The 25,914-nt window shown below is 68.0% G+C and carries 24 protein-coding genes; 13 read left to right on the forward strand and 11 right to left on the reverse strand.

Annotated elements, in window-relative coordinates; translation table 11 throughout:
• Positions 1 to 85 precede the first annotated feature (85 nt).
• Positions 86 to 1,366 (reverse strand): serine--tRNA ligase, encoded by a 1,281-nt coding sequence (serS, locus tag ACVOJ1_RS15105; RefSeq protein WP_111186122.1) that lies wholly within the window; start codon positions 1,364 to 1,366, stop codon positions 86 to 88.
• Positions 1,367 to 1,479: 113 nt separating this feature from the next.
• On the opposite strand from serS, the gene ACVOJ1_RS15110 reads away from it, so the two are divergent.
• Entirely contained in the window at positions 1,480 to 2,118 is a 639-nt protein-coding gene (locus ACVOJ1_RS15110; RefSeq protein WP_053515537.1) for an energy transducer TonB, read from the forward strand.
• Between the two features lie 119 nt (positions 2,119 to 2,237).
• Positions 2,238 to 2,807 (forward strand): energy transducer TonB, encoded by a 570-nt coding sequence (locus tag ACVOJ1_RS15115; RefSeq protein ID WP_053515518.1) that lies wholly within the window; start codon positions 2,238 to 2,240, stop codon positions 2,805 to 2,807.
• Between the two features lie 122 nt (positions 2,808 to 2,929).
• On the opposite strand, the gene aroA is transcribed toward ACVOJ1_RS15115, so the two are convergent.
• The 4 genes from aroA to ACVOJ1_RS15135 form a co-directional block, all read right to left on the reverse strand.
• Positions 2,930 to 4,246, reverse strand: coding sequence for a 3-phosphoshikimate 1-carboxyvinyltransferase (gene aroA / locus ACVOJ1_RS15120; protein ID WP_346480598.1), 1,317 nt, complete (start codon positions 4,244 to 4,246; stop codon positions 2,930 to 2,932).
• A 75-nt stretch (positions 4,247 to 4,321) separates the two neighbouring features.
• Complete coding sequence (gene pheA, locus ACVOJ1_RS15125) at positions 4,322 to 5,518, reverse strand: prephenate dehydratase (RefSeq protein WP_053515513.1); 1,197 nt, start codon at positions 5,516 to 5,518, stop codon at positions 4,322 to 4,324.
• A gap of 52 nt (positions 5,519 to 5,570) precedes the next feature.
• A complete protein-coding gene (serC, locus tag ACVOJ1_RS15130; RefSeq protein WP_053515512.1) occupies positions 5,571 to 6,656 on the reverse strand; it encodes a 3-phosphoserine/phosphohydroxythreonine transaminase in 1,086 nt (361 codons plus the stop codon).
• A gap of 162 nt (positions 6,657 to 6,818) precedes the next feature.
• Positions 6,819 to 7,622, reverse strand: a complete 804-nt coding sequence (locus tag ACVOJ1_RS15135) for an FHA domain-containing protein (RefSeq protein WP_065176024.1) — start codon at positions 7,620 to 7,622, stop codon at positions 6,819 to 6,821.
• A 124-nt stretch (positions 7,623 to 7,746) separates the two neighbouring features.
• Here ACVOJ1_RS15135 and ACVOJ1_RS15140 point away from each other — a divergent pair, with 124 nt between their 5' ends.
• The 3 genes from ACVOJ1_RS15140 to ACVOJ1_RS15150 all read left to right on the forward strand — a co-directional run bounded on the left by ACVOJ1_RS15140 (position 7,747) and on the right by ACVOJ1_RS15150 (position 9,836).
• Positions 7,747 to 8,022: a polyhydroxyalkanoic acid system family protein gene (locus ACVOJ1_RS15140; protein ID WP_053515509.1), complete on the forward strand. Its 276-nt coding sequence runs from the start codon at positions 7,747 to 7,749 to the stop codon at positions 8,020 to 8,022.
• An 80-nt stretch (positions 8,023 to 8,102) separates the two neighbouring features.
• Positions 8,103 to 8,594 (forward strand): phasin family protein, encoded by a 492-nt coding sequence (locus tag ACVOJ1_RS15145; RefSeq protein WP_053515508.1) that lies wholly within the window; start codon positions 8,103 to 8,105, stop codon positions 8,592 to 8,594.
• Positions 8,595 to 8,831: 237 nt separating this feature from the next.
• Positions 8,832 to 9,836, forward strand: coding sequence for a restriction endonuclease (locus tag ACVOJ1_RS15150; RefSeq protein WP_053515506.1), 1,005 nt, complete (start codon positions 8,832 to 8,834; stop codon positions 9,834 to 9,836).
• Positions 9,837 to 9,860: 24 nt separating this feature from the next.
• Here ACVOJ1_RS15150 and hutC read toward each other — a convergent pair whose 3' ends face one another.
• Together hutC and ACVOJ1_RS15160 are read right to left on the reverse strand one after the other, a co-directional pair.
• Positions 9,861 to 10,589: a histidine utilization repressor gene (gene hutC / locus ACVOJ1_RS15155; protein WP_053515504.1), complete on the reverse strand. Its 729-nt coding sequence runs from the start codon at positions 10,587 to 10,589 to the stop codon at positions 9,861 to 9,863.
• Positions 10,590 to 10,616: 27 nt separating this feature from the next.
• Positions 10,617 to 11,987 carry a formimidoylglutamate deiminase gene (locus ACVOJ1_RS15160; RefSeq protein WP_065176026.1) on the reverse strand — a complete coding sequence of 457 codons (1,371 nt, stop codon included), beginning with the start codon at positions 11,985 to 11,987 and terminating at the stop codon, positions 10,617 to 10,619.
• Between the two features lie 67 nt (positions 11,988 to 12,054).
• Here ACVOJ1_RS15160 and hutI point away from each other — a divergent pair, with 67 nt between their 5' ends.
• From hutI to ACVOJ1_RS15190, 6 genes are all read left to right on the forward strand, one after another.
• On the forward strand, positions 12,055 to 13,278 hold the full coding sequence (hutI, locus tag ACVOJ1_RS15165; RefSeq protein WP_053515535.1) for an imidazolonepropionase: 1,224 nt from the start codon (positions 12,055 to 12,057) through the stop codon (positions 13,276 to 13,278).
• A complete protein-coding gene (hutH, locus tag ACVOJ1_RS15170; protein WP_053515500.1) occupies positions 13,275 to 14,816 on the forward strand; it encodes a histidine ammonia-lyase in 1,542 nt (513 codons plus the stop codon). The genes hutI and hutH overlap by 4 nt, the downstream gene beginning before the upstream one ends.
• Positions 14,813 to 15,667 (forward strand): N-formylglutamate deformylase, encoded by an 855-nt coding sequence (gene hutG / locus ACVOJ1_RS15175; protein ID WP_346480599.1) that lies wholly within the window; start codon positions 14,813 to 14,815, stop codon positions 15,665 to 15,667. Before hutH ends, hutG begins: the two co-directional genes overlap by 4 nt.
• A complete protein-coding gene (gene hutU / locus ACVOJ1_RS15180) occupies positions 15,664 to 17,331 on the forward strand; it encodes a urocanate hydratase (protein ID WP_111186130.1) in 1,668 nt (555 codons plus the stop codon). Before hutG ends, hutU begins: the two co-directional genes overlap by 4 nt.
• Positions 17,332 to 17,470: 139 nt before the next feature.
• Positions 17,471 to 18,904 carry a serine hydrolase domain-containing protein gene (locus ACVOJ1_RS15185; protein ID WP_346480600.1) on the forward strand — a complete coding sequence of 478 codons (1,434 nt, stop codon included), beginning with the start codon at positions 17,471 to 17,473 and terminating at the stop codon, positions 18,902 to 18,904.
• Between the two features lie 149 nt (positions 18,905 to 19,053).
• Complete coding sequence (locus ACVOJ1_RS15190) at positions 19,054 to 21,162, forward strand: TonB-dependent receptor family protein (RefSeq protein WP_346480601.1); 2,109 nt, start codon at positions 19,054 to 19,056, stop codon at positions 21,160 to 21,162.
• Positions 21,163 to 21,316: 154 nt separating this feature from the next.
• Here the strand turns inward: ACVOJ1_RS15190 and ACVOJ1_RS15195 are convergent, their stop codons facing one another.
• Together ACVOJ1_RS15195 and ACVOJ1_RS15200 are read right to left on the reverse strand one after the other, a co-directional pair.
• Positions 21,317 to 21,697, reverse strand: a complete 381-nt coding sequence (locus ACVOJ1_RS15195) for a VOC family protein (RefSeq protein WP_065182888.1) — start codon at positions 21,695 to 21,697, stop codon at positions 21,317 to 21,319.
• 44 nt (positions 21,698 to 21,741) lie between these two features.
• Positions 21,742 to 22,323 (reverse strand): TetR/AcrR family transcriptional regulator, encoded by a 582-nt coding sequence (locus ACVOJ1_RS15200; protein ID WP_128987783.1) that lies wholly within the window; start codon positions 22,321 to 22,323, stop codon positions 21,742 to 21,744.
• 68 nt (positions 22,324 to 22,391) lie between these two features.
• Here ACVOJ1_RS15200 and ACVOJ1_RS15205 point away from each other — a divergent pair, with 68 nt between their 5' ends.
• Complete coding sequence (locus ACVOJ1_RS15205) at positions 22,392 to 22,937, forward strand: thioesterase family protein (RefSeq protein WP_197571571.1); 546 nt, start codon at positions 22,392 to 22,394, stop codon at positions 22,935 to 22,937.
• 45 nt (positions 22,938 to 22,982) lie between these two features.
• On the opposite strand, the gene ACVOJ1_RS15210 is transcribed toward ACVOJ1_RS15205, so the two are convergent.
• Positions 22,983 to 23,774, reverse strand: coding sequence for an SGNH/GDSL hydrolase family protein (locus ACVOJ1_RS15210; protein WP_346480602.1), 792 nt, complete (start codon positions 23,772 to 23,774; stop codon positions 22,983 to 22,985).
• 30 nt (positions 23,775 to 23,804) lie between these two features.
• Positions 23,805 to 24,767: a DUF2268 domain-containing putative Zn-dependent protease gene (locus ACVOJ1_RS15215; RefSeq protein WP_322523144.1), complete on the reverse strand. Its 963-nt coding sequence runs from the start codon at positions 24,765 to 24,767 to the stop codon at positions 23,805 to 23,807.
• Between the two features lie 138 nt (positions 24,768 to 24,905).
• On the opposite strand from ACVOJ1_RS15215, the gene ACVOJ1_RS15220 reads away from it, so the two are divergent.
• The gene (locus tag ACVOJ1_RS15220; protein ID WP_346480603.1) at positions 24,906 to 25,889 is read left to right on the forward strand and encodes a hypothetical protein; all 984 of its coding nucleotides are present in this window, start codon (positions 24,906 to 24,908) and stop codon (positions 25,887 to 25,889) included.
• Positions 25,890 to 25,914 lie beyond the last annotated feature (25 nt).

Here is a 25,914-nt window from a genome sequence, read left to right on the forward strand (position 1 = left end):
CAGGGCGTGGATGTAGCCGCATTGCAGATCCACGCCATGCGTGGATTCGGTGCCATGCAAGCATGGCACCCACCTGAGCCGGTTGTCAGGCGATGGTTTCCAGCCCACCCATGTACGGGCGCAGCGCTTCCGGCACGGTGATGCTGCCGTCGGCGTTCTGGTAGTTCTCCATCACCGCGATCATCGCGCGGCCGACCGCCACGCCCGAGCCGTTCAGGGTGTGCACCAGCTCGGGCTTGCCGGTGGCCGGGTTGCGCCAGCGCGCCTGCATGCGGCGGGCCTGGAAGTCACCACAGTTCGAGCACGAGGAGATCTCGCGGTAGGTCTCCTGTGAGGGCAGCCAGACTTCCAGGTCGTAGGTCTTGATGGCCGAGAAGCCCATGTCGCCGGTGCACAGCAGGACCTTGCGGTACGGCAGGCCCAGCTTTTCCAGCACGACTTCCGCACAGCGGGTCATGCGCTGGTGCTCGGCCTCGCTGTCTTCCGGCTGGCAGATCGAGACCAGCTCGACCTTCTCGAACTGATGCTGGCGGATCATGCCGCGCACGTCGCGGCCGCCGCTGCCCGCCTCGGCACGGAAGCACATCGAATGCGCGGTCATGCGCAGCGGCAGGCGCTCGGCGTCGACGATCTCGTCGCGCACGATGTTGGTCAGCGGCACTTCCGAGGTGGGGATCAGGTAGCGCGTGGACTCGCCGACGGCCGTCTTGAACAGGTCATCCTCGAACTTCGGCAGCTGGCTGGTGCCGCGCAGCGATTCGGCGTTGACCAGCAGCGGTACGTTGGTTTCCTCGTAGCCGTGTTCGCCCGTGTGCAGATCGACCATGAACTGGGCCAGCGCACGGTGCAGGCGCGCGATCGGGCCGCGCAGCACGGTGAAGCGCGAACCGGACAGCTTGGCGGCGGTTTCGCCATCCAGCCAGCCGTTGCGGGCGCCCAGTTCAACGTGGTCCAGCACCTTGAAATCGAACTGGCGCGGGGTACCCCAGCGCGCCTGCTCCACGTTGTCGTTCTCGTCGGCACCGGCCGGTACGTCGTCGGCCGGAATGTTCGGAATACCCAGCGAGATTGCTTCGATCTTCTCGCGCAGCTCGTCCAGCGCCACTTCCGAGGCCTTCAGTTCGTCGGCGAAGGCGGCGACCTCGGCCATGATGGCCGAGACGTCCTCGCCCTTGGCCTTGGCCTGGCCGATGGCCTTGGAGCGGCTGTTGCGCAGGCTCTGCAGCTCCTGGGTCCGCACCTGGATGCGCTTGCGATCGGCCTCCAGGGACTCCAGGGCAGACACGTCGAGCTCGAAGCCGCGGCTGGTGCGCAGGCGTTCGGCGAGGTCGGCGGGCTGGTGGCGGAGCAGGGCTGGATCAAGCATGGCAGGTGTCGTGGTGGGTGTCAGGACCGGGATTATCGCCTGTTATGCGGATTTCTGCCGCCCGGTTCATTCGGGCCGTGGCAGAATCGGGCTATTCCGTACTGGTCCGGTCCATGTCTGCACCCCGCTCGTCGTCCGCCAAGTCGTTCACTGTGCATATTCCGCGCAACGCCCTGAAGATCGCCGGCATCGCTTTCGGCGTGGGGGTGCTGCTGTTCGTGGTGGTCTGGCTGACCGGCCGCGACAAGGAATTCTTCCGCGCCGACCCTGCGGCACAGACGCCGCAGGAAACCGCCCAGGTGGAGCCTCTGCCGGAACCCCTGCCGGCGGCAGCCGGGTCCAGCGACATGCCCGACGCCAAGCCGGCGCCGGCACCGGAAGACGCCCCGAAGCTGGTGGAAACCGCTCCGCCCCCGCCGCCTGCAATGGCTGAACCGGCACCCGCTGCGCCCGGCACCGTGCCGGTCGCCGGTGGCGGCAGCCAGCCCATGCCGATCGCGGGCCAATCGCCGCCGCCGGCCTATCCAGCCGCCGCACTGCGTGCGGGCGAAACCGGCAGTGTGGTGGTGCGGGTAGAGGTGGACGCTACGGGCTATCCGAACAACGTCACCGTCATCCAGCGCAGCGGCTCGCGTGACCTGGACCGCGCAGCGACCGACGCGGTGCGCCGCTGGCGCTTCACCCCGGCGCAGAGCAACGGGCAGGCGGTGCCGGGCACCATTGAAGTGCCGTTCGACTTCAAGACGCAGTAACTGAACGCATACCGGAAGGCAAACTGAACCCTCCCGGTTGCGTTGACGCAACACTGACACTTTTCTTCGTGGCCTCGGGCAACACTCGGCACGTCGTCAACCGACGTAAGGAGTTTGCGATGACTGTCACCACCCATGAAGACCTTCATTCGCCGCAGATGCAGCAGGACGGTACGCCGCGCCGGGCCACATCGCCTTGGCTGTGGGTCGCGCTGATCGTGGCGATGTTCGCGGCCGCGCTGCTCTGGCTGCGCTATTCCGGACCGGATGAGGTGGCGCCTGCACCGGTCGGCGAGCGCATGCTGCCAGCCACCGAACAGACGCCTGTTGCCGAAACGGCACCGCCTGCCGCACGACAGGCCACGCCGGCCACGAGCGAGCGCAAGGCAGTGCCGGCGGTGCGCAACCGCGAGGCGCGCCCGCTCGCCAGCAACAGCAAGCCGGACTATCCGGCGGCTGCGCTTCGTAACGGTGTGCAGGGCAGCGTGATCGCCAGCCTTGATGTGGATACCCGCGGCAACGTCACCAATGCCGCGATCGTGTCGCGCAGTGGCGAACGCAGCCGTGACCTGGATCGTGCGGTCCTGCGCACGGTCCAGAACTGGAAGTTCCAGCCGGCCATGCAGGATGGCCGTGCTGTGGCCAGTGTGGTGCGGGTCCCAGTGGATTTCCGTACCGAGCAGCGTTGATCGCGGACGAGGGGTTCGTGATGTTCGACGGAGGCTTCGGCCTCCGTCATTTTATCTGCACGTCTGATGCCTGCTCGCCGGGCATGGCCCGGCGCTACCGATTCGGCGGGCCTGGCCGGGCACTACCGATGATCTGAGAGGTTGAATCCGGCGCTGCGTGCCAGGCCGTCGAAGTCGGGGAACGAGGTGGCCACGTTGGCGATGTCGTTGATCCGTACTTCGCCGTCGCTGATTTGGCCGGCAATGGCAAAGGCCATGGCGATGCGATGGTCGCCGTGGCTTTCGATGGTGCCGCTGCCCAGACGCGTGCCGCCATGCAGGGTCGCGCCGTCTTCGGTTTCATCCACCTGCATGCCCAGCGCGCGCAGGCCGGTGGCCATCGCTGCCAGGCGATCCGATTCCTTCACCCGCAGCTCTGCTGCGCCGCTCACCACGGTCTGGCCTTCGGCGGCGGCGGCGGCGACGAACAGGGCCGGGAATTCATCGATCATGTCCGGCACCAGCGCTTCGGGAATGCGCGCGCCCTTCAGCGGCGCGTAGCGCACCACCAGGTCAGCGACCGGCTCGCCGCCCTGCTCGGCTGGATTTTCCTCGGTGATGTCCGCCCCCATCAGCCGCAGTGCATGCAGCAGGCCGGTGCGACGCGGGTTCAGGCCAACCTGCTTCAGGCGCAGCTCGGAGCCGGGAATGATGCTGGCGGCCACCAGGAAGAACGCTGCCGAGGAAAAATCGGCAGGCACCGCGATGTTGGTGGCACGCAGGCGCTGGCCACCGCGCAGGCGCGCCTTGCCCGGCGAGAACTCGATCTGCACGCCGAACGCGGACAGCATGCGCTCGGTGTAGTCGCGGGTCGGGTGCGGTTCGACGACGCTGGTTTCGCCCTGTGCGTACAGGCCTGCCAGCAGCACGGCCGACTTGATCTGCGCGCTGGCCACCGGCGAGGTGAACGCGATGCCGTGCAGTGCCTGGCCACCGTGCACGTGCAGCGGCGGCGTGCCATCGTCCTGGGTATCGATCTTCGCCCCCATCTGCGACAGCGGGCCGGTGACACGGCGCATCGGCCGGCCGGACAGCGATTCGTCGCCGATCAGGGTGCAGTCGAACGACTGCCCGGCCAGCAGGCCCGCCAGCAGGCGCATGCCGGTGCCGGCGTTGCCGCAGTCCAGCGCTGCGCTGGGCGCCTGCAGGCCATCGATGCCGACGCCGTGGACGATGCGCTGCGACGGGCTGGGGGTTTCGATGCGCACGCCCAGCTGGCTGAAGATGCGCGCGGTGGCGCGGGTGTCTTCGCCTTCCAGGAAACCCTCGATGTGAGAGGTGCCGTCAGCCAGCGCGGCAAACATCACCGAACGGTGCGAAACCGACTTGTCGCCGGGAATGGTGAGGCTGCCCTGCAGCGGCTGGCCCTTGCGGGCGATCCAGTGTTGCGCGTTGCTCATCGTTCGATCATTCCGTAGACGCCGGCGGGCCGGCGGTGCATCAAGGGGCGGTGGCCGCGGCCACCGCGGCAGGCATCAGGGCACGGCCACCGGATAGGAGCCGAGGACCTTGATCTGCGCTGAGTGTGCTTCCAGTTCGGCCAGCGCGGCCTGCATCGGCGCGTCGTCGATGTGGCCGGCCAGGTCGATGAAGAAGCCGTACTCCCACTTGCCGTGGTGCGAAGGCCGCGACTCGATGCGGTTCATGCTGATGCCGTGGCGTGCGAACGGACTGAGCACGTCGAACAGCGCACCCGGCTTGTCATGGATGAAGACCAGCACCGAGGTGCGGTCATGGCCGGAGGTCGGGAAGATGTTGCGGCCCACCACCAGGAAACGGGTGGTGTTGTCGGCATCGTTCTGGATCGGCTTGGTCACCACCTTCTTCAGGCCGTACACGTGGCCGGCACTTTCGCCACCGATGGCCGCCGCATCGTCGGCGTTGCGCGCGCGGCGTGCGCCTTCGGCGTTGCTGGAGACCGGAATCTTCTCGGCCTTGGGCAGGTTGGCGCGCATCCACGCCGAGGTCTGCATGAACGACTGCGGGTGGCCGTAGACGCGTTCGATGTCCTCGATGCGGCCGCTGCGCGACATCAGGTACTGCTGCACGCGCAGTTCCACTTCGCCGCAGATCTTCAGGTTGGAGGTCAGGAACATGTCCAGGGTGATCTGGATGGTGCCCTGCCCCGAGTTCTCCACCGGCACCACGCCGAAATCGGCGTTGCCCGCTTCCACTTCCTGGAAGACTTCTTCGATGCTGGCCAACGGCAGGCCCAGCGCCGAGCGACCGAAATGCTTGAGCACGGCCTGCTGGCTGAAGGTGCCTTCCGGGCCGAGGTAGCCGATCTTCAATGGCTCCTGCTGGGCCAGGCAGGCCGACATGATCTCGCGATAGACGTGCACCAGCACTTCATCGCTGAGCGGGCCTTCGTTGCGGTCCACCACCATGCGCAGCACCTGTGCTTCACGCTCGGGGCGGTAGTAATCGACGGCGGCGGCAAGCTTGCCCTTGGCCTTGCCGACCTGGTGGGCGAACTGCGCGCGCTCGGCGATCAGGCGCTGGATGTCGCGGTCGATCTGGTCGATCTTCGAACGCACGTCGGCCAGTGCCAGCGGCGCCTGGGTGGGGGCCGGCGTCGATGCAGCCCTGGCCTTGGACGTGCCCTTGGACGCAGCGCTGTCCTTGGCCGGTGCGGCCTGCTTCGGCGCCTTCTTGCTGGATTTGCTTGCCATCGGAATTCCCTGTTGCGTGGGCACGCACCCGACGGTGCGCGCCGTTCATTGCTCAGCCGTAGCGCTGCTGGAAGTCGGCCATGAAGGCGACCAGCGCCTCCGCACCCGCCAGCGGCATGGCGTTGTACAGCGAAGCACGGATGCCGCCGACCACCTTGTGACCCTTCAGCGCCAGCAGGCCGGCGGCCTTGGCCTCGGCGACGAAACGCGCATCGAGGTCGGCGTTGGGCAGGAAGAACGGGATGTTCATCCGCGAACGCGCCGCGTGCGCGACTTCATTGCGATAGAAGCCGCCGGACGCATCGATGGCGCCGTACACCAGCGCGGCCTTGGCCGCATTGCGCCGGGCGAACTCGGCCACGCCGCCTTCGGCCAGCATCCACTTGAACACCAGCCCCGCCAGGTACCAGTTCCAGGTGGGCGGGGTGTTGAGCATCGAGTCGCGCGCCACGTGCGAGCGGTAGTCGAAGATGTCCGCGCGCGGCTGGCCACTGCGCTCCAGCAGGTCGCGACGGATGATCATCACCGCGATGCCGACCGGGCCCAGGTTCTTCTGCGCGCCCGCGTAGATGACGCCGTAGCGGCGCACATCCAGCGGTTCGCTGGCGATGGACGAACTGAAATCGGCCACCAGCGGCACATCGCCGGTATCGGGCACGTCACGGAACTCGACGCCGTGGATGGTCTCGTTGGCGGTGATGTGCACATAGGCCGCATCGGGCGAAAGCTGCCAGCTGCTGCGCGCGGGCAGCTCGCGGTAGCCCCCGTCCTCGCTGCTGCCAGCGATGTTGACGTCCACATAGGGGCCGGCCTGCTTGACCGCCGTCCTGCCCCAGTGGCCGCTGACCACGTAGTCGGCACGCTGGCCGGGGCTTGCGAAATTCAGCGGGATCAACGCCTGCTGGGTGGTGGCGCCGCCTGACAGGAACAGCACGGCGTAGTCCTCGGGAATGTCGAGCAGGCGGCGCAGGTCCGCCTCGGCCTCGGCGGCGACGGACATGAATTCCGCACCGCGATGGCTCATTTCCACGATCGAGGCGCCGGTACCGTGCCAGTCCAGCATTTCCGCCTGCGCCTGGCGCAGAACCGATTCCGGCAAGGTTGCAGGGCCGGCACTGAAGTTGAACGCGCGCGTCATGTCACACCTGTGGGGCAAGATCCCTAGTATGCCGCAGTGCACCAGCCTTGCGGCCTTGCGCGGCAAGGGAAATTTGGTTTCATCGGAATCCATCGCCCGCGGCACTGCGCCGGCAGTCGCCGACCTGGGCCGGCGCCTGCCCGAAGCACGGAGACGACAGGCTCAGCGCGCGCCGAACCAGAGCAGCAGGCTGAGCAGCGCAGCCAGCAGCAGTGCGCTGACCAGCAGCCACGGCCAGCGGCGGACCCGGCGCGGAGGAAGGGGCTCGGCAGGCGCCCGTTCGGCCTCGTGGCTGGACTCATCCTCGGCCGCCAGCGGCCGCCGGCGCGGATCACGCGGCACTTCCAGCACGAAACGGTGCTGGCCATCGAATACCACCTGGTCGCCCGGCTGCAGCCAGCAGTGGCGCACGGCCACGCCGTTGACGCAGGTGCCATCGGCGCTGCCCAGGTCACGCAGCAGGACGCGATCGCCGTGCACTTCCACGCGCGCGTGCTGTTCGGCGAACGCCGGATCGTCGATGGCGATGTCGGCCTCGGTGCCGCGGCCGATCACGCGGGCGCGCGACAAGGTGAAACTGCGGCCATGGTGCAGGCCACCGACGCCCCGCAGCAGGCGCTGCTCGTCGCCGGCATCTTCGCCGTCCGGTGACGGCGCCTGCAGCAGGCTCTCGGCTTCGCCCCGCAGGACCATTTCCACGCCATCGACATACACCGCATCGCCGGCGCGGAGCAGCGCCATGCGCCGTACCGGACGGCCGTTGACATGGATGCCGCGGATGCCGTTGCCGACCTGAAGCCAGAGGCCGCGATCATCCATGCAGAACTGCGCCAGCAGCAACGCGCCGTTGCCTGCTTCGCCCAGCCGCACGCTGCCGTTGGCATGGCGCACGATGCGTTGCACCCCGGGCCGCAGCGGCTGGTCGGGCTGTTGTTGTTGACTGAAGTGAACAAGCAGGTTCTGCACGCGGCGCAGCCTAGCAGGTTGGCCGGCATCGAAGAAGAACCCCGGATGAGCGCTTGGCGCGGACGCGATCGATGCGCACAATGCTCGCCCTCTCTGATCACCCCGCCCTGCGCCAGGAGCCTGCATGTCCACCATCGATGTCCGCCACGCCCACGCCCTGCCCGACGCACAGGCGCGCGAGGCGATCGAACAGGTTGCCGCCAAGCTGGCCGAGCGCTTTGGCCTGAAGTCCTCGTGGAGCGCCGATGTGCTGAATTTCTCCGGCAGCGGCGTGGACGGCGCGATCGAGCTGCAGCCGGGCGCCGTGCGGGTGACCGCCAAGCTCGGCTTCCTGCTGTCGGCAATGAAAGGCATGGTCGAAAGCGAAATCCAGCGCGTGCTGAAGGAAAAGCTGGGCTGAACCACGACAGCGGCCGTCACGGCCCTGCAACGGCGGCGCGCGCTACTCTCGGGGCAGGTCCAACTCCCACGGGAAGTGCGATGAACCGCTACGAAAACGACGACCGCCGCGACGACGACGCCACCTTTGGTGAACAGGCCGGACGCTTCTCACGCAAGCTGAGCGATTCGGCCCAGCAGGTCTGGCTGGCCGGACTGGGTGCGCTGGGCCGGGCACAGGCCGAAGGCAGCCGTTTCTTCGATGGGCTGGTGAAGGAAGGCGAGGCCTGGGAGGCCCGCCGCCGTGAGCGCGCCAGCGAGCAGGGCCCGGGATGGCGCGACAACGTCGAGTCCTCGCTGGATGAGGCGCGCGAGAAGGCCTCGGGCACCTGGAACAAGGTCGAAAAGGCCTTCGACGACCAGGTGCAGGGCGTGCTCAAGCGCCTGCATGTGCCCACCGCCGACGAGCTCACCGCGCTGGAGGCACGCTTGGACGCCCTGCATGCGCGCCTGGCCAAGCTGGAGACGCGGGCGGCCTCGGGCAGCGATGCGCCGGCCCCGGGCAGCCACCAGTCGCCGGGCAGCGTGCCCTGACGATGGATTGTTGCAATGCAATAAAATTTGCCTGACAATCGCGAGCAACCCGCCAATCGCTTCGCCTGCCGTTTGTTCCCTCCCCTCACGGCTTCAGGATTGGCGGGTTTTTCGTGCCTGCGGAACGCCGATCTGAGCGTTCCATCACGCTTGCTGTGGGGAACGTCCTGACCCTGCCAGGCAGTGCGCGCTTTACACTGTCTGCTTCCGTTTTCGCCCCTTCCGCGCTCTCCCTGCATGCTTCCCTGGATTCTGGCCCTGCTGTCGGCCCTGCTTATCTGTTCCCTGGCCGTCGTTCACCTGTGGTGGATCAAGCGGCGGCAGAAGGAGATGCAACTGGGCCTGCAGGCCTTGGCCGGCATGCACTGGCGGGAGTTCTCCGCGCTGGTCAAGCGGATGCTGCGCGAGCAGCGCGGCCTGCGCGAACTGGAGGTTCCTGCCGAGGATGCCCGCGAGCCCAGCAGCGATTTCCTGCTCAGCGATGGCCCCAATACCTGGCGGGTGTCCTGCAAGCATGGCCTGGCCTATCGCATCGGTACCGCTGCGGTGAACGAACTGGGCGCGGCAGCGCGGCTGGCCGGGGCCAAGGGCGGCGTGCTGATCACCGAAGGCCGGATCCAGCGCGATGGCCGTAGTGCCGCCGAGCTGCAGGCCGTGGAGGTGCTGGACGGCCCGCGCCTGTGGCCATTGCTGCAGCCCTATCTGCCGGCCGACATCGATGCGCGCGTGCGCGCCACTGCACGCCACGAGGCCCTGCGTCGCATCGCCATTGCCGCGTTGGCCTCGGTAACCGTCGGCCTGCTGGTCGGCCTCGGCCTGCAGGGCCTGCACCTGGCGTCACCGGCGCCGCAGGCGGTGACCGCCCCTGCCTCCGCCGACATCGCCGCCGCGGCGCCTGCCGCTGTCTCCCAGGCGCCCGCACCGGCAGCGGCAGCGCCTGCTGCTGCCGTTTCCACGCCGGCAGACGATGGCCACAGCGACCCCAACCCGGATATGGCGACCCTTGACCGCTACCAGGCGGATCTGGCCCGGGCGCTGGCTGGCCAGCCCGGCATTGCCAGCGGCGTCTGGCTGACCCGGCAGACCCTGGCGATCAACCGCACCGGCGAACTTGACGATGTGTGGCCGCGCGTCTGCACACAGGTCCTGCGCTACCCCGCGCTGCGCACGGTGCGCGTGCAGCTCAATGCCCGCCCCGGCGTGGATGAGCCGGTGCGCTGGCGGCAGTGCGCGACGTATTGATCTGAACGCGCGGAAGCGTGCGCGCTAGCGCGCGCCGGGCGCGAAGCGGGCCACCAGATCCCAGGCGTCGCCGAGGAACACCTGGCGCACGCGGGTGATGGGCTGTTCGCCCCGCCAGGTCAGGCGTTCGATCACCAGGCAGGCGGTGCCCGGCTTCACGTCCAGCAGGCGGGCAGACGCCGTGTCCGCACCCCACGCGCTGATGCGGTGCTGCGCCCGGGTCCAGGACACGTTCTGCAGCAGCCAGCTGCCCGGCGCGGTGGTGCTGAAGTCCACCTCCAGCACCTCCGGTACACCCACCGGGCTGATCAACCGGTGCTCCAGCGCCAGCGGGCGGCCGTCGGCAAGATGCAGGCAGCGCATCGCCAGCAGCATTTCACTGCCGGCCAGCTCCACTTCACCGGCATTGCCGGCGTCGGCCAGGCGCAGCTCGCGCTGCAGCAGCCGGTACCCGTACTGGTGGCCACGCGAGCCGACCTCCATCGCGATGTCCGGAATCTCCAGCGCCACCTGTTCCAGATGCGGTGGCTGCCGGGCGACGAACGAACCGGCCCGGCGGCGACGCTCGATCATGCCGCTCTCGGCCAGCGCGGTCAGCACCTTGTTGACGGTCATCCGCGAGCAGCCGTACTGCTCCATCAGTTCGTGCTCATAGGGGATGCGGAAACCCGGCGCCCACTCTCCGCTGAGAATGCGGCTTTCCAGGTCGCTGCGGATGCGCTGGTTGAGCGTGGCGGACTTGCTGGCCTTCACGTGACAGGTCTCGATGGCGGGAAGCGATCAGCCCAGCACGCCGCGCAGGGCGGTAGCGAAGGCGGTGGTGATCGCCTCACGCTGGAGGTGGCGGCCTTCGGCCACGCATTGGCGGCCATGGCGCCAGACCGATCGCAGCGCGCCATTACGTGCGGCGAACACCCAGCTGTCAAGCCATGCGTCATCCCGTCGCGCCTGCAGCGCGGGGTGTGCGGCGTCCAGTTCGAGCAGGTCGGCACTGGCCCCGACCTGCAGACCTGCGGCCACGCCCAACGCCTGTGCGCCGCCGTGCAGCGCGCCCTCGAACAGGAATCTGCCGCTGCTGCGGCTGGCATCGGCAGCCAGCACGTTGCGCCCGCGCAGCGCCAGGCGTTGGCCGTATTCGAGCAGGCGCAGTTCCTCGGCCGCATCGATCAGCACGTTGGAATCGGACCCCACGCCGAAGCGCCCGCCTTCGCGTGCGAACGCCTGCATCGGGAACAGGCCATCGCCCAGATTGGCTTCGGTGATCGGGCACAGGCCGGCGACGGCCCGGCTGGCGACGATGGAGGCGCGCTCGTCATCGGATATGTGGGTGGCGTGCACCAGGCACCAGCGCGCGTCCACCTCGGCGTGCGCGTACAGCCACTGCACGGGACGCTGTCCACTCCACGCCAGGCAGGCGTCGACTTCGCGCACCTGCTCGGCGATGTGGATGTGCACCGGGCCCTCGTTCAACGGCAGCAGTGCTGCCAGTTCATCGCCGGTGACGGCCCGCAGACTGTGCGGGGCGATGCCCAGCACCGCATCGGGCAACGCGGCCAGCGCAGCACGGGCACCCTCCAGCAGCCGCGCAAAACCGTCCACGTCGTGAATCAGCCGACGCTGGGCCGGGTTCGGTGCCGCACCACCGAAATCGGCGTGGGCATAGAACACCGGCAGCAGGGTCAGGCCGATGCCGGTCTGTGCCGCGGCTGCGGCAATACGTGCACTCATCTCGGCCCGGTCGGCGTAGGGCCGCCCCTCCGCATCGTGGTGCAGGTAATGGAACTCGCCGACACGGGTGAAGCCGCTTTCCAGCATCTCCATGTATGCCTGGGCAGCGATGGCCTGCACTGCGTCCGGGCGCAGGCGGGCAAGGAAGCGGTACATCAGTTCGCGCCAGCTCCAGAAACTGTCGCCGTCGCCGCCCCCGATCTCGGTCAGGCCGGCCATGCCGCGCTGGAACGCATGGCTGTGCAGGTTCGGCAGGCCCGGCACCAGGATGCCGACCCGGGCATCCCCATCCTGCGCGGGCTGCCCCACGTCGATCGCGGCGATGCGCCCCGCCTGCACCTGCAGGCGGACATCGCGGGCCCAGCCATCGGCGAGCAGCGCGTGGGCGGCATGGAAACAGGACGGGGAACGCGAATCGGACATGGCTGGACAACCCGAAATGGACACCTATATTGTATAGACATATAAGCACAGCCGCAGTGTGGATGCCATGCATGTCGATATCCTCTGGTCCAACGTCCATCTGATCACCCTCGACGGTGAGGGCCTGGGTGTCCTCCGTGACGGCGTGCTGGCCTGCGCGGGCGGCCGCATCGTCCACGTCGGCCCAGCCGGCAGCGATGCCCATCTGCAGCCGACCACCCGCATCGACGGCGAAGGCCGCTGGGTCTCGCCCGGCCTGATCGACTGCCACACCCACCTGGTCTACGCCGGCAACCGCGCCAACGAATTCGAGCAGCGCCTGCAGGGTGTGAGCTATGCCGACATCGCCCGCGCGGGCGGCGGCATTGTCTCCACCGTGCGCGCCACCCGCGCCGCGACGCCAGCCCAGCTTGCCGCCGAGAGCCGTCCTCGCCTGCTGGCGATGCGCGCCGAGGGCGTGACCACGATCGAGATCAAGTCCGGCTACGGCCTGACCCTGGACGACGAGCGCAAGCAGCTGCAGGTCGCACGCGCGCTGGGCGAGGAATGCCGGGTGAATGTGGTGCCGACCTTCCTGGGTGCCCATGCGGTTCCCCCGGGCCGCCAGGCGCAGGAGTACATCGACGAGGTCTGCGACGTGATGATTCCGGCCATCGCGGCCGAGGGCCTGGCCGAAGCCGTGGACGTGTTCTGCGAGAACATCGCCTTCTCCCCTGCGCAGGCGCGGCAGGTGTTCGACGCCGCACGCGCGAACGGACTGGCGGTGAAGATCCATGCCGAGCAGTTGAGCAACCAGCACGGGGCAGAGCTTGCCGCCGGCTTCGGCGCGCTGTCGGCCGATCACATCGAACATCTGGATGACGCCGGCATCGCCGCGATGGCGGCGGCCGGCACCGTTGCCGTGCTGCTGCCGGGCGCGTTCTATTTCACCCGCGATACCACCCCGCCGCCGATTGCCGCGCTGCGTGCAGCGGGTGTGCCGCTGGCACTGGCCACCGACAGCAACCCGGGCACCTCGCCGCTGACCAGCCCGCTGCTGGCGATGAACATGGGCGCGACCCTGTTCCGCCTGACGGTGGACGAGTGCATCGCCGGCTTCACCCGCGAAGCAGCGCGTGCGCTGGGCCATGGCGACCGCATCGGGCGCCTGGCCGTGGGCATGGACTGCGACCTGGCGATCTGGGACATCGACGCGCCGGCCGACCTGGTCTACCGCATTGGATTCAACCCGCTGCACGCGCGCGTGGTGCGCGGTCAGCCCGACCTGCCTGCCTCCTGGAGCAACACATGAGCAACACCCTGGTTCTTCGCCCCGGCCATGTCACCCTCGCCCAGTGGCGACAGGTCTATCGCGGTGCGCCGCTTGCGCTGGATCCGGCGGCGCTGCCGGTGGTACGCGCCAGTGCCGCCGCCGTGGCGGCCATCGTCGCCAAGGGTGCGCCGGTGTACGGCATCAATACCGGCTTCGGCAAGCTGGCCAGCGTGCGCATCGAGCGCGAAGACCTGGCCACGCTGCAGCGGAACATCGTGCTGTCGCACGCCGCAGGCGTGGGTGAGCCGATGCCCGCCAGCGTGGTGCGGCTGATGATGGCGCTGAAGCTGGTCAGCCTGGCCCAGGGGGCTTCCGGTGTGCGCGAGGAGACGCTGCTGCTGCTGGAGGCGATGCTGGTCAAGGGCGTGTTGCCGGTGGTGCCGGCGCAGGGCTCGGTCGGCGCATCGGGTGACCTCGCACCGCTTTCGCACCTGGCCAGCGTGATGCTGGGCGTGGGCGAAGCCTTCATCGGCGATGAGCGGCTGCCGGCCCGGGACGCACTGGCGCGGGCCGGCCTGCAGCCGGTTGAACTGGGCGCAAAGGAAGGCCTGGCCCTGCTCAATGGCACCCAGTTCTCCACCGCCTATGCGCTGGCCGGCCTGTTCGAGATCGAGACCGTGTTCCAGGCCGCGCTGGTCACCGGCGCACTGTCGGTGGAAGCGGCGAAGGGATCGGATACACCGTTCGATCCGCGCATCCATGCCATTCGTGGCCAGCGCGGACAGATCGCCACGGCCGCCACGCTGCGCACGCTGATGCAGGACTCGGGCATCCGTGAATCGCATCGCGACAACGACGTGCGGGTGCAGGATCCGTATTGCCTGCGCTGCCAGCCGCAGGTGATGGGTGCGGCACTGGACATCCTGCGCCAGGCCGCCACCACGCTGGAAATCGAAGCCAACGGCGTGTCCGACAATCCGCTGGTGTTCACCGACACCGGCGAGGCGCTGTCCGGCGGCAACTTCCACGCCGAGCCGGTGGCCTTCGCGGCCGACATGCTGGCGATGGCGGTGTGCGAGATCGGTTCGATCAGCGAACGCCGCCTGGCCATGCTGGTGGATCCGGCACTGTCCGGCCTGCCGGCTTTCCTGACCCCGCGCCCCGGCCTGAATTCCGGCTTCATGATTCCGCAGGTGACCGCCGCCGCGCTGGTGTCCGAGAACAAGCAGCGGGCCTATCCGGCCAGTGTGGATTCGATCCCGACCTCGGCCAACCAGGAAGACCACGTGTCCATGGCCGCGCACGGTGCGCGCCGGCTGATGCAGATGGCCGAGAACGCGGCCAATGTGATCGGCATCGAGCTGCTGGCCGCCGCACAGGGCTGTGACTTCCATGCGCCGCTGCGCTCCAGCGCTGCACTGGAGAACGTACGCGCCACCCTGCGCGCGCAGGTGCCGACCCTGCAGGACGACCGCTACTTCCACCCGGACATGGTGGTTGCCACCTCGCTCGTGCGCAGCGGCGCGCTGGCACGGGGCCTGGAGGCTGTCCTGCCGACCGTGGAGCCGCAGGCATGAATGCCCAGCCCGACTGGCTGACGGTGCACGAGGGCGATGCCCCGCTGATCGTCAGCTTCCCGCATACCGGCAGCGAGCTGCCGCACGATCTGATCGGCGACTATCACTCGCCGTGGCTGGCGCGTCGCGATGCCGACTGGTGGGTGCACGAACTGTACGACTTCGCACGCGGCATGGGCGCGACCACCGTGCGGTCGGCGATCTCGCGTTCGGTGATCGATCTCAACCGCGATCCCAGCGGGGTATCGCTGTACCCGGGCCAGAACACCACCGGCCTGTGCCCGCTGACCACCTTCGACAACCAGCCGCTGTACCAGGCCGGGCGCGAGCCGGACGAAGCGGAGATCGCGCGCCGTCGGGACACCTATTTCGCGCCTTACCACGACGCGCTGGCCGCGCAGATCGCGCGGCTGCGCGCACGTCACGGCACGGTGGTGGTGTATGACGCGCACTCGATCCGCTCGCACATTCCACACCTGTTCGACGGTGAACTGCCGCAGTTCAATCTCGGCACCGCCGGTCCGTCCGGCGCACCGGATACCTCCTGCGACAACGCACTGAGCGACGTGGTGGAAAACCTGCTGAAGATCAGCGGCATGAGCCAGGTGCGCAACGGCCGCTTCAAGGGCGGCTGGATCACCCGCCACTACAGCAACGTGGCCGGCGGCGTGCACAGCCTGCAGATGGAGCTGGCCTGTCGCGGCTACATGCACGAACCCCTGCCGGACCAGGTGGACGAGCACAGCTGGCCCACCCCGCTCGACCCCGACCACGCCGCACCGCTGCGCCACACCCTGGCGCAGGTGCTCAATGCCTGCCTTGAATTTGCTACGAACCGGAGCGCCGCATGACCCGCAACGACCCGTCCCGCACCCTTGCCGCACCGACCGGCACCACGCTCAACGCCAAGAGCTGGCTGACCGAAGCACCGCTGCGCATGCTGATGAACAACCTGCATCCGGACGTGGCCGAACGGCCGCAGGAACTGGTGGTGTACGGCGGCATCGGCCGCGCCGCGCGCGACTGGGAGAGCTTCGATGCCATCGTCGAAACGCTCAAGCGCCTGGACGATGACCAGACCCTGCTGGTGCAGTCGGGCAAGCCGGTGGGCGTGTTCCGCACGCATGCCGATGCGCCGCGCGTGCTGATCGCCAACTCCAACCTGGTGCCGCGCTGGGCCAACTGGGACCACTTCAACGAGCTGGATAAGAAGGGCCTGGCCATGTACGGCCAGATGACCGCCGGCAGCTGGATCTACATCGGCGCCCAGGGCATCGTGCAGGGCACCTACGAGACGTTCGTGGAAATGGGCCGCCAGCACTTCGGCGGCGATCTCACCGGCAAGTGGTTGTTCACCGGCGGCCTGGGCGGCATGGGCGGCGCGCAGCCGCTGGCGGCAGTGATGGCGGGTGCCTCCTGCCTGGCGGTGGAGTGCCGCAGGAGCAGCATCGACATGCGCCTGCGCACCGGCTACCTGGACACCTGGACCGACAACCTGGACGAAGCACTGCGCCTGATCGATGAAGCCTGCAAGGCGGGCACGCCGAAATCGGTGGGCCTGCTCGGCAACGTTGCCGATGTGCTGGCCGAACTGCTCAAGCGAGGCGTGAAGCCGGACCTGCTGACCGACCAGACCTCCGCGCACGACCCGGTGAACGGCTACCTGCCGCAGGGCTGGACCGTCGAACAATGGGACGAGAAGCGGGTTTCCGCACCGAAGGAAGTGGAAAAGGCCGCGCGCGCCTCGATGGCCAACCATATCCGCGCCATGCTCGGCTTCCACGCACTGGGCGTGCCGACCGTCGATTACGGCAATAACCTGCGGCAGATGGCGCTGGAAGAAGGCGTGGCCAATGCCTTCGATTTCCCCGGCTTCGTCCCGGCCTACATCCGTCCGCTGTTCTGCCGCGGCATCGGCCCGTTCCGCTGGGCCGCGCTGAGTGGCGATCCGGAAGACATCGCCAAGACCGACGCCAAGGTGAAGGAACTGATTCCGGACAACCCGCACCTGCACCGCTGGCTGGACATGGCCGCCGAGAAGATCAAGTTCCAGGGTCTGCCGGCGCGCATCTGCTGGGTGGGCCTGGGTGACCGCGATCGGCTGGGGCTGGCCTTCAACGAAATGGTCGCCAACGGTGAGCTGAAGGCGCCGGTGGTGATCGGCCGCGACCACCTGGACAGCGGCAGCGTCGCTTCGCCGAACCGAGAAACCGAAGCCATGGCCGACGGTTCCGACGCAGTCTCCGACTGGCCGCTGCTGAACGCGCTGCTCAACACCGCCAGCGGTGCGACCTGGGTATCGCTGCACCACGGCGGCGGCGTGGGCATGGGCTTCTCGCAGCACGCCGGCATGGTCATCGTCTGCGATGGCACCGAGGCGGCCGCCAAGCGCATCGGTCGTGTGCTGTGGAACGACCCGGCCACCGGCGTGATGCGCCACGCCGATGCCGGCTATGAGATTGCCCTGGAGTGCGCGAAGGAAAAGGGGCTGGACCTGCCGGGCATTCTGGGCTGATCGTGACCCGGGTGTCGCCGGGCATGGCCCGGCGCTACCGGCGCGGTACCTGCAATGCCGGGCATGGCCCGGCGCCATGCGCTTGACCCCGCCCCCGCCGCTGACCAAGATGCGCCATCGCCACTGACGGATCATCGCGATGTACCGCGCCCTTGCCGCGCTCTTCTGTGCCTTGACCGTTGCCCTGCCTGCTCTGGCGGGGGATGTTCGCAACGATCTTCCGACCCGGATGGATGCGCAGTTGCAGGCCAACCGCGAACGCTATGGCATCGCCGGCCAGGCGGTACTGGTCGCACACAACGGCCAGGTGCTGTACCAGGGCGCCAGCGGTGAACGTGATCCCGCTACCCATTCACCGGCCACCGTCGATACCATCTTCGCCGCGCAGTCGATGGCCAAGCTGCTGACCAGCACGCTGGTGATGCAGCTGGTCGATGAGGGCAAGGTGGATCTGGATGCACCCGCCAGCCGCTACGTGCCGGACTTGCCCGCAGCATGGCAGGCGATCCGTGTGCGTGATTTCCTCAACCACAGCTCCGGTATCGGCGAGTACTACGAGCGGGTGGACAACCGCTGGCTGAGCAAGGGCTACACGGGTGTGGCGCCAGATCTTGCCGCTGCACTGAAGGTGGCCGGCGCGGCACCGATGCAGTTCGCCACCGGAAGCCGCGTGCAGTACACGCAGGCCAACTATCTGGTGCTGACCGCATTGCTGCAAACGCATTACGGCAGGCCCTACCCGGCGATCGCCCGCGAACGCATCCTGCAGCCGTTGAAGATGGCCAGCACCTCGTGGGGTGTCGCCAGCGTGCAAGCCCAGCACGCGGCCGTGCCGTACGTCGGCAAGGATGGGCAGCTGCAACCGGCCAACGAAGACCCGTGGCCGGACTACGGCTGGGGTCATGCCGATCTGCAGACCAGCGTGGGCGACATGAACCGTTTCCTGCAGGCGCTGGCCACCGGCAAGCTGCTGCGTACGGCAACACTGGAAAAGCTCTGGCAGCCGCAGAGGCTGACCGATGGCCGCAGCAATTTCTTCTCCACCGGCTGGGATACCACCCGCAGCGACGGCTATACCCAGGTCGGGCACGATGGTGGTACCCGTGTACGTGCGCGATTGGCCTACAAGGGCACGCTGGCCAGCGGCTACTGGGTGTTCGTGTATCTGACCAACGGCAGCGCGCGCAACGTGTGGTCGAGCACGCTGGTGGAAAGCACGATGGCGGTGGCCGCACCGAAGGAATTTCCGCATGCGGTGTTTTCCGAACGCTTGATTGCCTATGCGCTGGAAGATGATGCAGGCGCTGCACCGGCCCTGCGCACATGGTTGCGCGACAGCAGCGGCATCGCGGCCAACGAACTGGAACGCGCGATCAACACCGATGGCTACGCCATCTTCGCGAACCTCGGTGCGCGCAGCGCGTTGAAGGTATTCGCCCTCAACACCGAGCTGTATCCGGATTCGGCCAATGTGTGGGACAGCCTGGCCGAGTGTCATGCGGCATTGGGTGAGAAGGATGTCGCAGAGCGGCTGTATGCGAAGTCGAAGGCGCTGGCGAAACCGTCTTTGTAGAGCCGAGCCGATGCTCGGCTCCGTAAAAAAAGCAGCCGAGCATCGGCTCGGCTCTACAGGTGCACCAGCCCCATACGCCGGTGATGGGTGACGTGGGCCCAGCGAACTGTTAACTTGCGCGCCACTTTCGTGGTTTACAGCATTTCCGCATGTCGCTCGCGCCGTACTGCCCTACCCCGTCGCTGCTGTTCCTGGCCGTCTCGTTTGGCCTGGCCCCAACCGCCCAGGCCGCCGCGCAGGCCACTACCCTTGATGCCGTGCAGGTCACTGCGGCCGATGCCAGCGCCCAGGCCCGCGAGGCGCTGAAGCGCGTACCCGGCGCCAGCAACGTCATCGACGTGGCCAAGGCCGACAGCCGACTGGCCAGCAGTGCCGATGTACTCGCCTTCCAGCCGGGCATCAGTGCGCAATCGCCCGGCAACGAAGGCACCAAGGTCTCGATCCGTGGCTCGGGCATCAATCGCGGCCCGGGCGCACATGCCTCGGGCATCGCCGTATCGATCGACGGCCTGCCGTTGACCGGCCCCGGCGGCACGCCCTACGAACTGCTGGAACCGCTGTGGCTGTCGCGGGTAGAGGTGCTGCGCGGCGCCAACGGCTTCGAGCGCGGCGCGCTGGCGCTGGGCGGTGCCATCGACTATGTAAGCCGCAGCGGCCGTGATTCGGCCGGCATGCAGCTGCACTACGAAGCGGGCAGCCGTGGCTACCAGAAACGCGGCATCAGCTGGGGCGGTGTCAACGGCGATCTCGATTACTTCCTGGCCTACACCGATACCGAGTTCGATGGTTATCAGCGCCATGCGCGCGGCGACGGCAAGGGCGCGATGGCCAACATCGGCTGGCAGATCACGCCCGACCTGCAGACGCGTTTCTTCGTTCGCTACCGCGAAACCAATCACGAAACGCCCGGTCGCTTGACCCGCGATCAGATCCGCAACGATCCGCGAGCCGCGAACGCAGCCAACCTGGCCATCGATGCGCGCCGCCCGCAGCCGGGCAGTACCTGGGTCGGTAGTGTCACCACGCTGCAGATCGACGAGGATTCTTCGCTGCAGGCCGGGCTGGTCTATCACACGTATCCGATGGACTTGAACGAGAGCCTGTACCGCCAGCAGCTGGACTACGCCAACCTCAACGCCACGCTGGACTACCACCACCGCCACCGGCTGTTCGGCCTGGACAGCCGAACCACGATCGGTCTGCGCGTCACCCACGATCTGGACGCCGATGTGCGCGAGTCGCTGCGCTTTGCCAGCAACGGCTATGCCGCCGGTACGCGCACGCGTGACTTCCGCCACCACGGCACCGACAGCACACTGCACGTCAGCAATACCCTCGCCTTCAATGACCGCCTGCGCATGCAGACCGGGCTGGCGTTGATCAACACCCGCCGCGATGTGCAGGTGACCTGGCCGAGCAGTGGCGGCCGCCTGCGCGACCACGACTGGGACTACGCACCGCGACTGGGCTTCACCTGGCAGCACAGCGCGCAGACCCAGTGGTTCGGCAACCTCAGCCGCTCGGTGGAAGCGCCGCATCCTTGGTCGATGATCTGGGGCTCGAACCAATACTTCGGGCCGGGCAACGGACCGTCCAGCGGCCGCCAGCGCGCGCCGGTGCCGATGCAGAACCAGACCGCCACCACGCTGGAACTGGGTGCACGGGGCGATGCCGTGCTGGGCCGCTGGGAGCTGACCGGCTACTACGCGCACGTGAACCACGAGCTGCTGAGCGTGGAGTTGCAACCGGTGCCGAACCTGTTCATCGCAGAAAACAACGCCAGCCCCACCGTGCACCGCGGCATCGAAGCCGGTTTGGACAGCACGCTGTGGCAGGCCGCGCCGGGGCGCCTGTCGTTGCGCCAAGCGTACACCTTCAGTGATTTCCGTTACCGCCATGACGCCCGGTTCGACCGCAACCGCCTGCCGGGCCTGCCGCGCCACAGCTACCAGGCCGAGCTGCGCTTCGATCATGCCTCCGGCCTGTACGCCGCGCTGAACACCGAATACGCCTCGCGCATCGCGGTGGACTACGCCAACAGCTACTGGGCCGACAGCCACGTGATCTTCGGCAGCCGCATCGGCTACGACGCACCCGGTGGCCGCTGGCAGGCGTGGGCGGAGATGCGCAACCTCGGCAACCGCCACTACGCGGCCACGGTCACGCCGGGCTACGACGACGCCGGCAAGGATGTCGCCCGCTCCACGCCTGGCGAAGGCCGGGGCATCTATGCAGGCGTGCGCTGGCGTTTCGATTGATCGCCCCGGGCGGCGCCGGGTGTGATCCGGCGTCGTCGTTTCAGCCACTTCGACGACGTACCCGGCAGCGTCCCACCGCGCGAACCATCGCTGGCGTGAGCTGCTGCGTGCGCTTGTGCTTGTCAGCGTGCGGGCGCCGAAACACCTGGCTGCGTCACTCCGGCCGCGCCTTGGTCACCGCTTCGATGCGATGGCCATCGGGGTCGACCACGAACGCCGCGTAGTAGAAGTCACCGTAATCGGGGCGCGGCCCGGGCGCACCGTTGTCAGCGCCCCCGTTGGCCACGGCGGCTGCGTGGAAGGCATCCACGGCCGCTGCCGAGTCCGCGGCAAACGCTACGTGGAAACCGGGACCCGGCGCTGCGGCGTCATCACGCAGCTTCAGGCACAGCGCATCCTCATCATCGACCACCCCATAACCGATCGCGGTCTCGTCCTCGAAGACCCGGCGAAACCCAAGCGTGGCGAGTGCGGCATCGTAAAAGCGGCCTGCGGCATCGAGGTCACGGACGCCGAGGGAGAGGTGGTGCAACATGTGGACGTCCTTGCCGGGCACGCAGCAGCGCGTTCGCGTTGATTCTAGCGCGCAGGTGGCGCGACAGCCCTGAGCAGCTGCGCGGCGACCTGGTCAAACGGAGCGATATCCTGCAGCGCGCGGCACATCGCCACCGCGCCTTCCACGCTGGCAATCACCAGGCTGGCCAGCTCACCCGCAGCGGCTGGCGCATGTCCTTCGGCGACGAGCGCCGTGGCGAGATGATCGTGCCAGCGCACGAACACCTCGGCAGCTGCCGCGCGGGGCTGGCTCGGCACTGCGTCCATCGGCTCCTCAACGGCAGCGGCCAGCACCGGGCAACCCGCGCGGAACCCGGAGCGCAGCAGGCGCTCGCGCCACATCGCCAGGAACTGCTGCAGGCCCTGCACTGCGCCGCCCTTCAGCAGCGCCACCAGCAGCGCTTCCACCTTGTCGCCGGCCATAAGCGTGGCGCGCGCCAGCAGCTCCTGCTTGCCGCCTGGAAAGTGATGGTAGGTGGACCCCAGCGGCGCGTCGGCCAGCTTGGTCACTTCACGGATGCTGGTTGCATTCAGCCCGACCCGAGCCAGCATCTGCGCGGCGGCATCGATCACGCGCTGGGGAGCGTCGGACGTTCGCGGACTCATGGCTGCGCCTTGCTAAGACAGTCGCCATAGACTAGCGTACCGTCGATTCTATAACACCCGTAATAATCATGAATCTCTGGTTCCGCCTGCTCCATCTGCTGCTGTGCAGTCTGTTCCGGCCCAGGCTGGAGGCGCCTTTCGGCGTGTCGCGGCTGCAGTTCCGGGTGCTGCCCAACGATCTGGACAGCAACCTGCACATGACCAACGGCCGCTACTGGAACATCTTCGATCTGGGCCGGTTGGACCTGATCCTGCGCATGGGCCTGGGCAAGGTGGCGCTGCGCGAGAAATGGGCGCCGATCGTCGGCGCCGGCACCATCCAGTTCCGCCGCGAGCTCCGGCCATTCCAGCGCTTCACCCTGGAAACACGCCTGGCCGGCTGGGTCGGCACGCGCGTGATCATGGAGCAGCGCGTGCTGGTCGGCGACGGCCAGAAGATCGCCACGCGCGCCCTGCTGGTCACCGGCATCTATGATCGCCGCGCGCGCGCATTCGTGGGCATGCAGCAGATGATGGACGCCATCGGTTCGTCCTTGCCGCCCTCCCCCGCACTCAGCGCCGCCGCCGAAGCACTGCTGGCTGCCGACGCCGCGCTGAAGCGCGACGACGACTGAGTTCCCGCCATCACGTCCCGACCTGCGGCATGTTCCGGCCGACCATCACCGAGCGGCGCGCCTCGCCAGCGCCTGATCGATCGCAGCCTCAGCCAGCGGTGCCATCACCGCGTAGCCTTTCGTGGTGGGATGCACGCCGTCGCCGGCCAGGTCGGCATCCAGACCGCCCTGCGCGTTGGCCAACGGCGTGTGGTAATCCAGGTAGACCAGCTGTTGTTCGTCGGCATGGCGTTTCAGTGCACGGTTCAATGCGCGCACCTTCGCGGCGGGCTCGATACCAGGCATCCAGGGGTACTCGCTGACCGGCAGCACCGAGGCCAGCACCACGCTGATGCCCTGCGCTTTCGCCAGCGCCACCATCGCCTGCACGTTGTCTTCGATCATCGCCTGCGTGGCCTGGCCGGTATTGCCGGCGATATCGTTGGTGCCGGCCAGGATCACCACCACCTGGGGATGCAGCGCAAGCACATCCTGCGGGAAGCGAACCAGCATCTGCGCCGTGGTCTGGCCACCGATGCCACGATTGAGATACCCCTTGCCGGGGAAGAAGGCGGCGCTGCCCTCAGCCCCCCAGCCCTCGGTGATCGAGTCGCCGTAGAACACCACGCGTGGCTGTCCGGGCCGGGCAGCAGGCAGGGCTGCGTTGGCGTCACGATAGCGCTGCAGCTGTGGCCAATCCGCCAGACGCTGCTGCATGAAACGGACTTCGTCCGGCCGCAGCTGCTCCACTGGCCGTGTCAGCAGCGGGTTGATGGCGGGTGCCTCGGCCGCGCTCACGCCGCCGGTCATCGCCAATGCCAGCGCGATGGCGCCGGCCGTCAAAGCAGGAATGCGCATGCCGATCTCCCGTAGCGTTCTGTTCCGCACTCAGCGTGCCGCAGCGCGCGCGGCCACGCCAGTCACCTTCGCCGGCATCCACATGCCCGGCGTCCAGCCACTGGCCGCCAGGATCGCCTTCGGATCGTCCTGTTCGATCAGGGCGCGTACCGCTTCGCGCTTGTCCCTGGCCTGCAGGTAGTACGCCTTGGCGATGCGGTAGCCCACCCAGTAGCCCAGATCGTAGGGCGCGTCGGAACCGGGCGTGTAGTTGTACAGCCAGGGCGACAGATCGGTACTGTCCAGGTCCAGCGCGAATGCACTTTCGATGTGCACTTCCCTGCCCCGCGTCCATGCCGCGTGGCGTCCGTTGCCGACGTTGCCGGAAACCAGTTCGGTGATGAACTCGGCCACGCCTTCGGCCAGTGACAGGCGCAGCACCGTCGCACGCGGATCACCCTGCTCGAAATCGATCGCACCGGTCTGCTGGATGTGCACGTACTCGTGCGCGATCACATGCACGAAGCGGTCCTGCACATTGGGGTTCATGAAGTCAGCCGCGCAAAGGGCTTCCAGCCCGATCAGCACGCCTCCCGGATGGGTCAGCCCGACCGGGCGGCCGCGCCCGACCATGATCGCGACCGGTGGAAACCTCGCCTGCGGATAGATCGCCTGCAGATTGGCGAACACCTGCACCAGCCGCTGGCGTACCGCAGGCAGTTCAACCAGACAGGTCCGGCCGTTGGCGTACATCGCAGGGTCGCGACGCATGGCGTCGGCGATGCGCTCGGCGGTGACCCGTCGCCGGCTCGCGAACTCGCCCAGGCTGGGCGTCCCTTCGGCCAGGTACTGCGCCAACTGGGCGACGCTGGGCTGGCCATCGGTTGTGTCGTAAAGTGCATAGAAGCGGCTGGCGTCGGAAATCAGGATCTCGGGCCCGGGCGCTGCACCATGGGCCACGCCGGCCGTCCCGGCCAGCGCCAGGGCAAGCAGGCCACGCAGGGAAACGAACATCGATCCGTCCTTGGTGGAGACAATGCCAGGCAGGCAATCTATCACTGCGTCCCCTTCGCCGCAGCAGGCGGGTGCGGCCGTTACGCCCCTGTGCCAGACTCACCTCGGCATCTGCCATGGATGATGGCGCACCGCACGATGATGATCGTTCCCGCGTACTGGGCCGAAGCCCGCCTGCAGGCCCGTTTCCGCGGCCGGCCGGTGGTCGTGCGTCGCTTCGGATGGTCCGACACAAGCCCTGCCGACGCTCAGGGCCACGCCGAGCGCCGGGCCAACGAAGCGCTCAATGCCATCCTCGCCGGGCAGGCACTGCCGCGCCGCGAGGTCCGCAGCAACTACGGCGTGGAAGGCGTGCCGATCCGCGAGCAGATCGTGCAGCGCGATGGCGGCGTGGTGATCACCCGCAACAGCTACGGTGCGCTGTGCCTGAACACTCCGGACGTCCTGTTCGCCGACATTGACCACCCGCAACCACCGGCAGGATGTGTGATGCCCGTCGTCATCACGGCAGCCCTGCTGCCCGCCGTCGCCCTCATCGGCACCCTGCTCTGGCACTGGCTGGTGGGGCTGGTACTGGGCGTGGCAGCCGTGGCTCTGGTGAATACCGCGATGCTGATGCAACGCAGGCGTCGCCTGGCCGCTGCCGGTGGCGCCGAGGGCGTGGCCCTGCAGCGGGTTGCGGACTTCAGCAGGCAGCACCCGGACTGGCATCTGCGCGCGTACCGGACGCCGGCCGGGCTGCGGATACTGGCCATGCATGCCACGTTCTCCCCCGGCGACGAGGCGCTGCAGGCGTTCTTCAACGCACTGGGCACCGACACGCTGTACGCGCGCATGTGCCGGCTGCAGCACTGCTTCCGGGCCCGGCTGACACCCAAACCATGGCGTGTCGGCCTGAAGTACCGCATCCGCCCGCCCGCCGCCGCGTGGTCGGCCGAGCAGGCCGACAATCCGGACCGACTGGCCTGGATCGCGGAGTATGAAAGCAAGAGTGACGGCTTCGCTGCCTGCGCCTATCTGCGCAGCTTCGGCGACACCACCCGGGTACATGCCAGGGCCGAGCATGTGCGCGACCTGCATGATCGCCTTTCGCACGCGCAGGACCGCCTGCCACTGGCGTGAGCGCGGATGCCCAGGCAGCGCTCTC

It is taken from the genome of Stenotrophomonas sp. STEN225 (assembly GCF_056756445.1).

Coding starts and splice junctions, on each gene's coding strand:
- ACVOJ1_RS15220 (WP_346480603.1), top strand. CDS start 24,906: ATGATGATCGTTCCCGCGTACTGGGCCGAAGCCCGCCTGCAGGCCCGT.
- serS (WP_111186122.1), bottom strand. CDS start 1,366: ATGCTTGATCCAGCCCTGCTCCGCCACCAGCCCGCCGACCTCGCCGAA.
- pheA (WP_053515513.1), bottom strand. CDS start 5,518: ATGGCAAGCAAATCCAGCAAGAAGGCGCCGAAGCAGGCCGCACCGGCC.
- serC (WP_053515512.1), bottom strand. CDS start 6,656: ATGACGCGCGCGTTCAACTTCAGTGCCGGCCCTGCAACCTTGCCGGAA.
- hutI (WP_053515535.1), top strand. CDS start 12,055: ATGCATGTCGATATCCTCTGGTCCAACGTCCATCTGATCACCCTCGAC.
- ACVOJ1_RS15160 (WP_065176026.1), bottom strand. CDS start 11,987: ATGTCCGATTCGCGTTCCCCGTCCTGTTTCCATGCCGCCCACGCGCTG.
- ACVOJ1_RS15185 (WP_346480600.1), top strand. CDS start 17,471: ATGTACCGCGCCCTTGCCGCGCTCTTCTGTGCCTTGACCGTTGCCCTG.
- hutG (WP_346480599.1), top strand. CDS start 14,813: ATGAATGCCCAGCCCGACTGGCTGACGGTGCACGAGGGCGATGCCCCG.
- ACVOJ1_RS15205 (WP_197571571.1), top strand. CDS start 22,392: ATGAATCTCTGGTTCCGCCTGCTCCATCTGCTGCTGTGCAGTCTGTTC.
- ACVOJ1_RS15150 (WP_053515506.1), top strand. CDS start 8,832: ATGCTTCCCTGGATTCTGGCCCTGCTGTCGGCCCTGCTTATCTGTTCC.
- ACVOJ1_RS15195 (WP_065182888.1), bottom strand. CDS start 21,697: ATGTTGCACCACCTCTCCCTCGGCGTCCGTGACCTCGATGCCGCAGGC.
- hutH (WP_053515500.1), top strand. CDS start 13,275: ATGAGCAACACCCTGGTTCTTCGCCCCGGCCATGTCACCCTCGCCCAG.
- ACVOJ1_RS15145 (WP_053515508.1), top strand. CDS start 8,103: ATGAACCGCTACGAAAACGACGACCGCCGCGACGACGACGCCACCTTT.
- ACVOJ1_RS15140 (WP_053515509.1), top strand. CDS start 7,747: ATGTCCACCATCGATGTCCGCCACGCCCACGCCCTGCCCGACGCACAG.
- ACVOJ1_RS15115 (WP_053515518.1), top strand. CDS start 2,238: ATGACTGTCACCACCCATGAAGACCTTCATTCGCCGCAGATGCAGCAG.
- ACVOJ1_RS15210 (WP_346480602.1), bottom strand. CDS start 23,774: ATGCGCATTCCTGCTTTGACGGCCGGCGCCATCGCGCTGGCATTGGCG.
- ACVOJ1_RS15200 (WP_128987783.1), bottom strand. CDS start 22,323: ATGAGTCCGCGAACGTCCGACGCTCCCCAGCGCGTGATCGATGCCGCC.
- ACVOJ1_RS15190 (WP_346480601.1), top strand. CDS start 19,054: ATGTCGCTCGCGCCGTACTGCCCTACCCCGTCGCTGCTGTTCCTGGCC.
- ACVOJ1_RS15215 (WP_322523144.1), bottom strand. CDS start 24,767: ATGTTCGTTTCCCTGCGTGGCCTGCTTGCCCTGGCGCTGGCCGGGACG.
- hutU (WP_111186130.1), top strand. CDS start 15,664: ATGACCCGCAACGACCCGTCCCGCACCCTTGCCGCACCGACCGGCACC.
- aroA (WP_346480598.1), bottom strand. CDS start 4,246: ATGAGCAACGCGCAACACTGGATCGCCCGCAAGGGCCAGCCGCTGCAG.
- ACVOJ1_RS15110 (WP_053515537.1), top strand. CDS start 1,480: ATGTCTGCACCCCGCTCGTCGTCCGCCAAGTCGTTCACTGTGCATATT.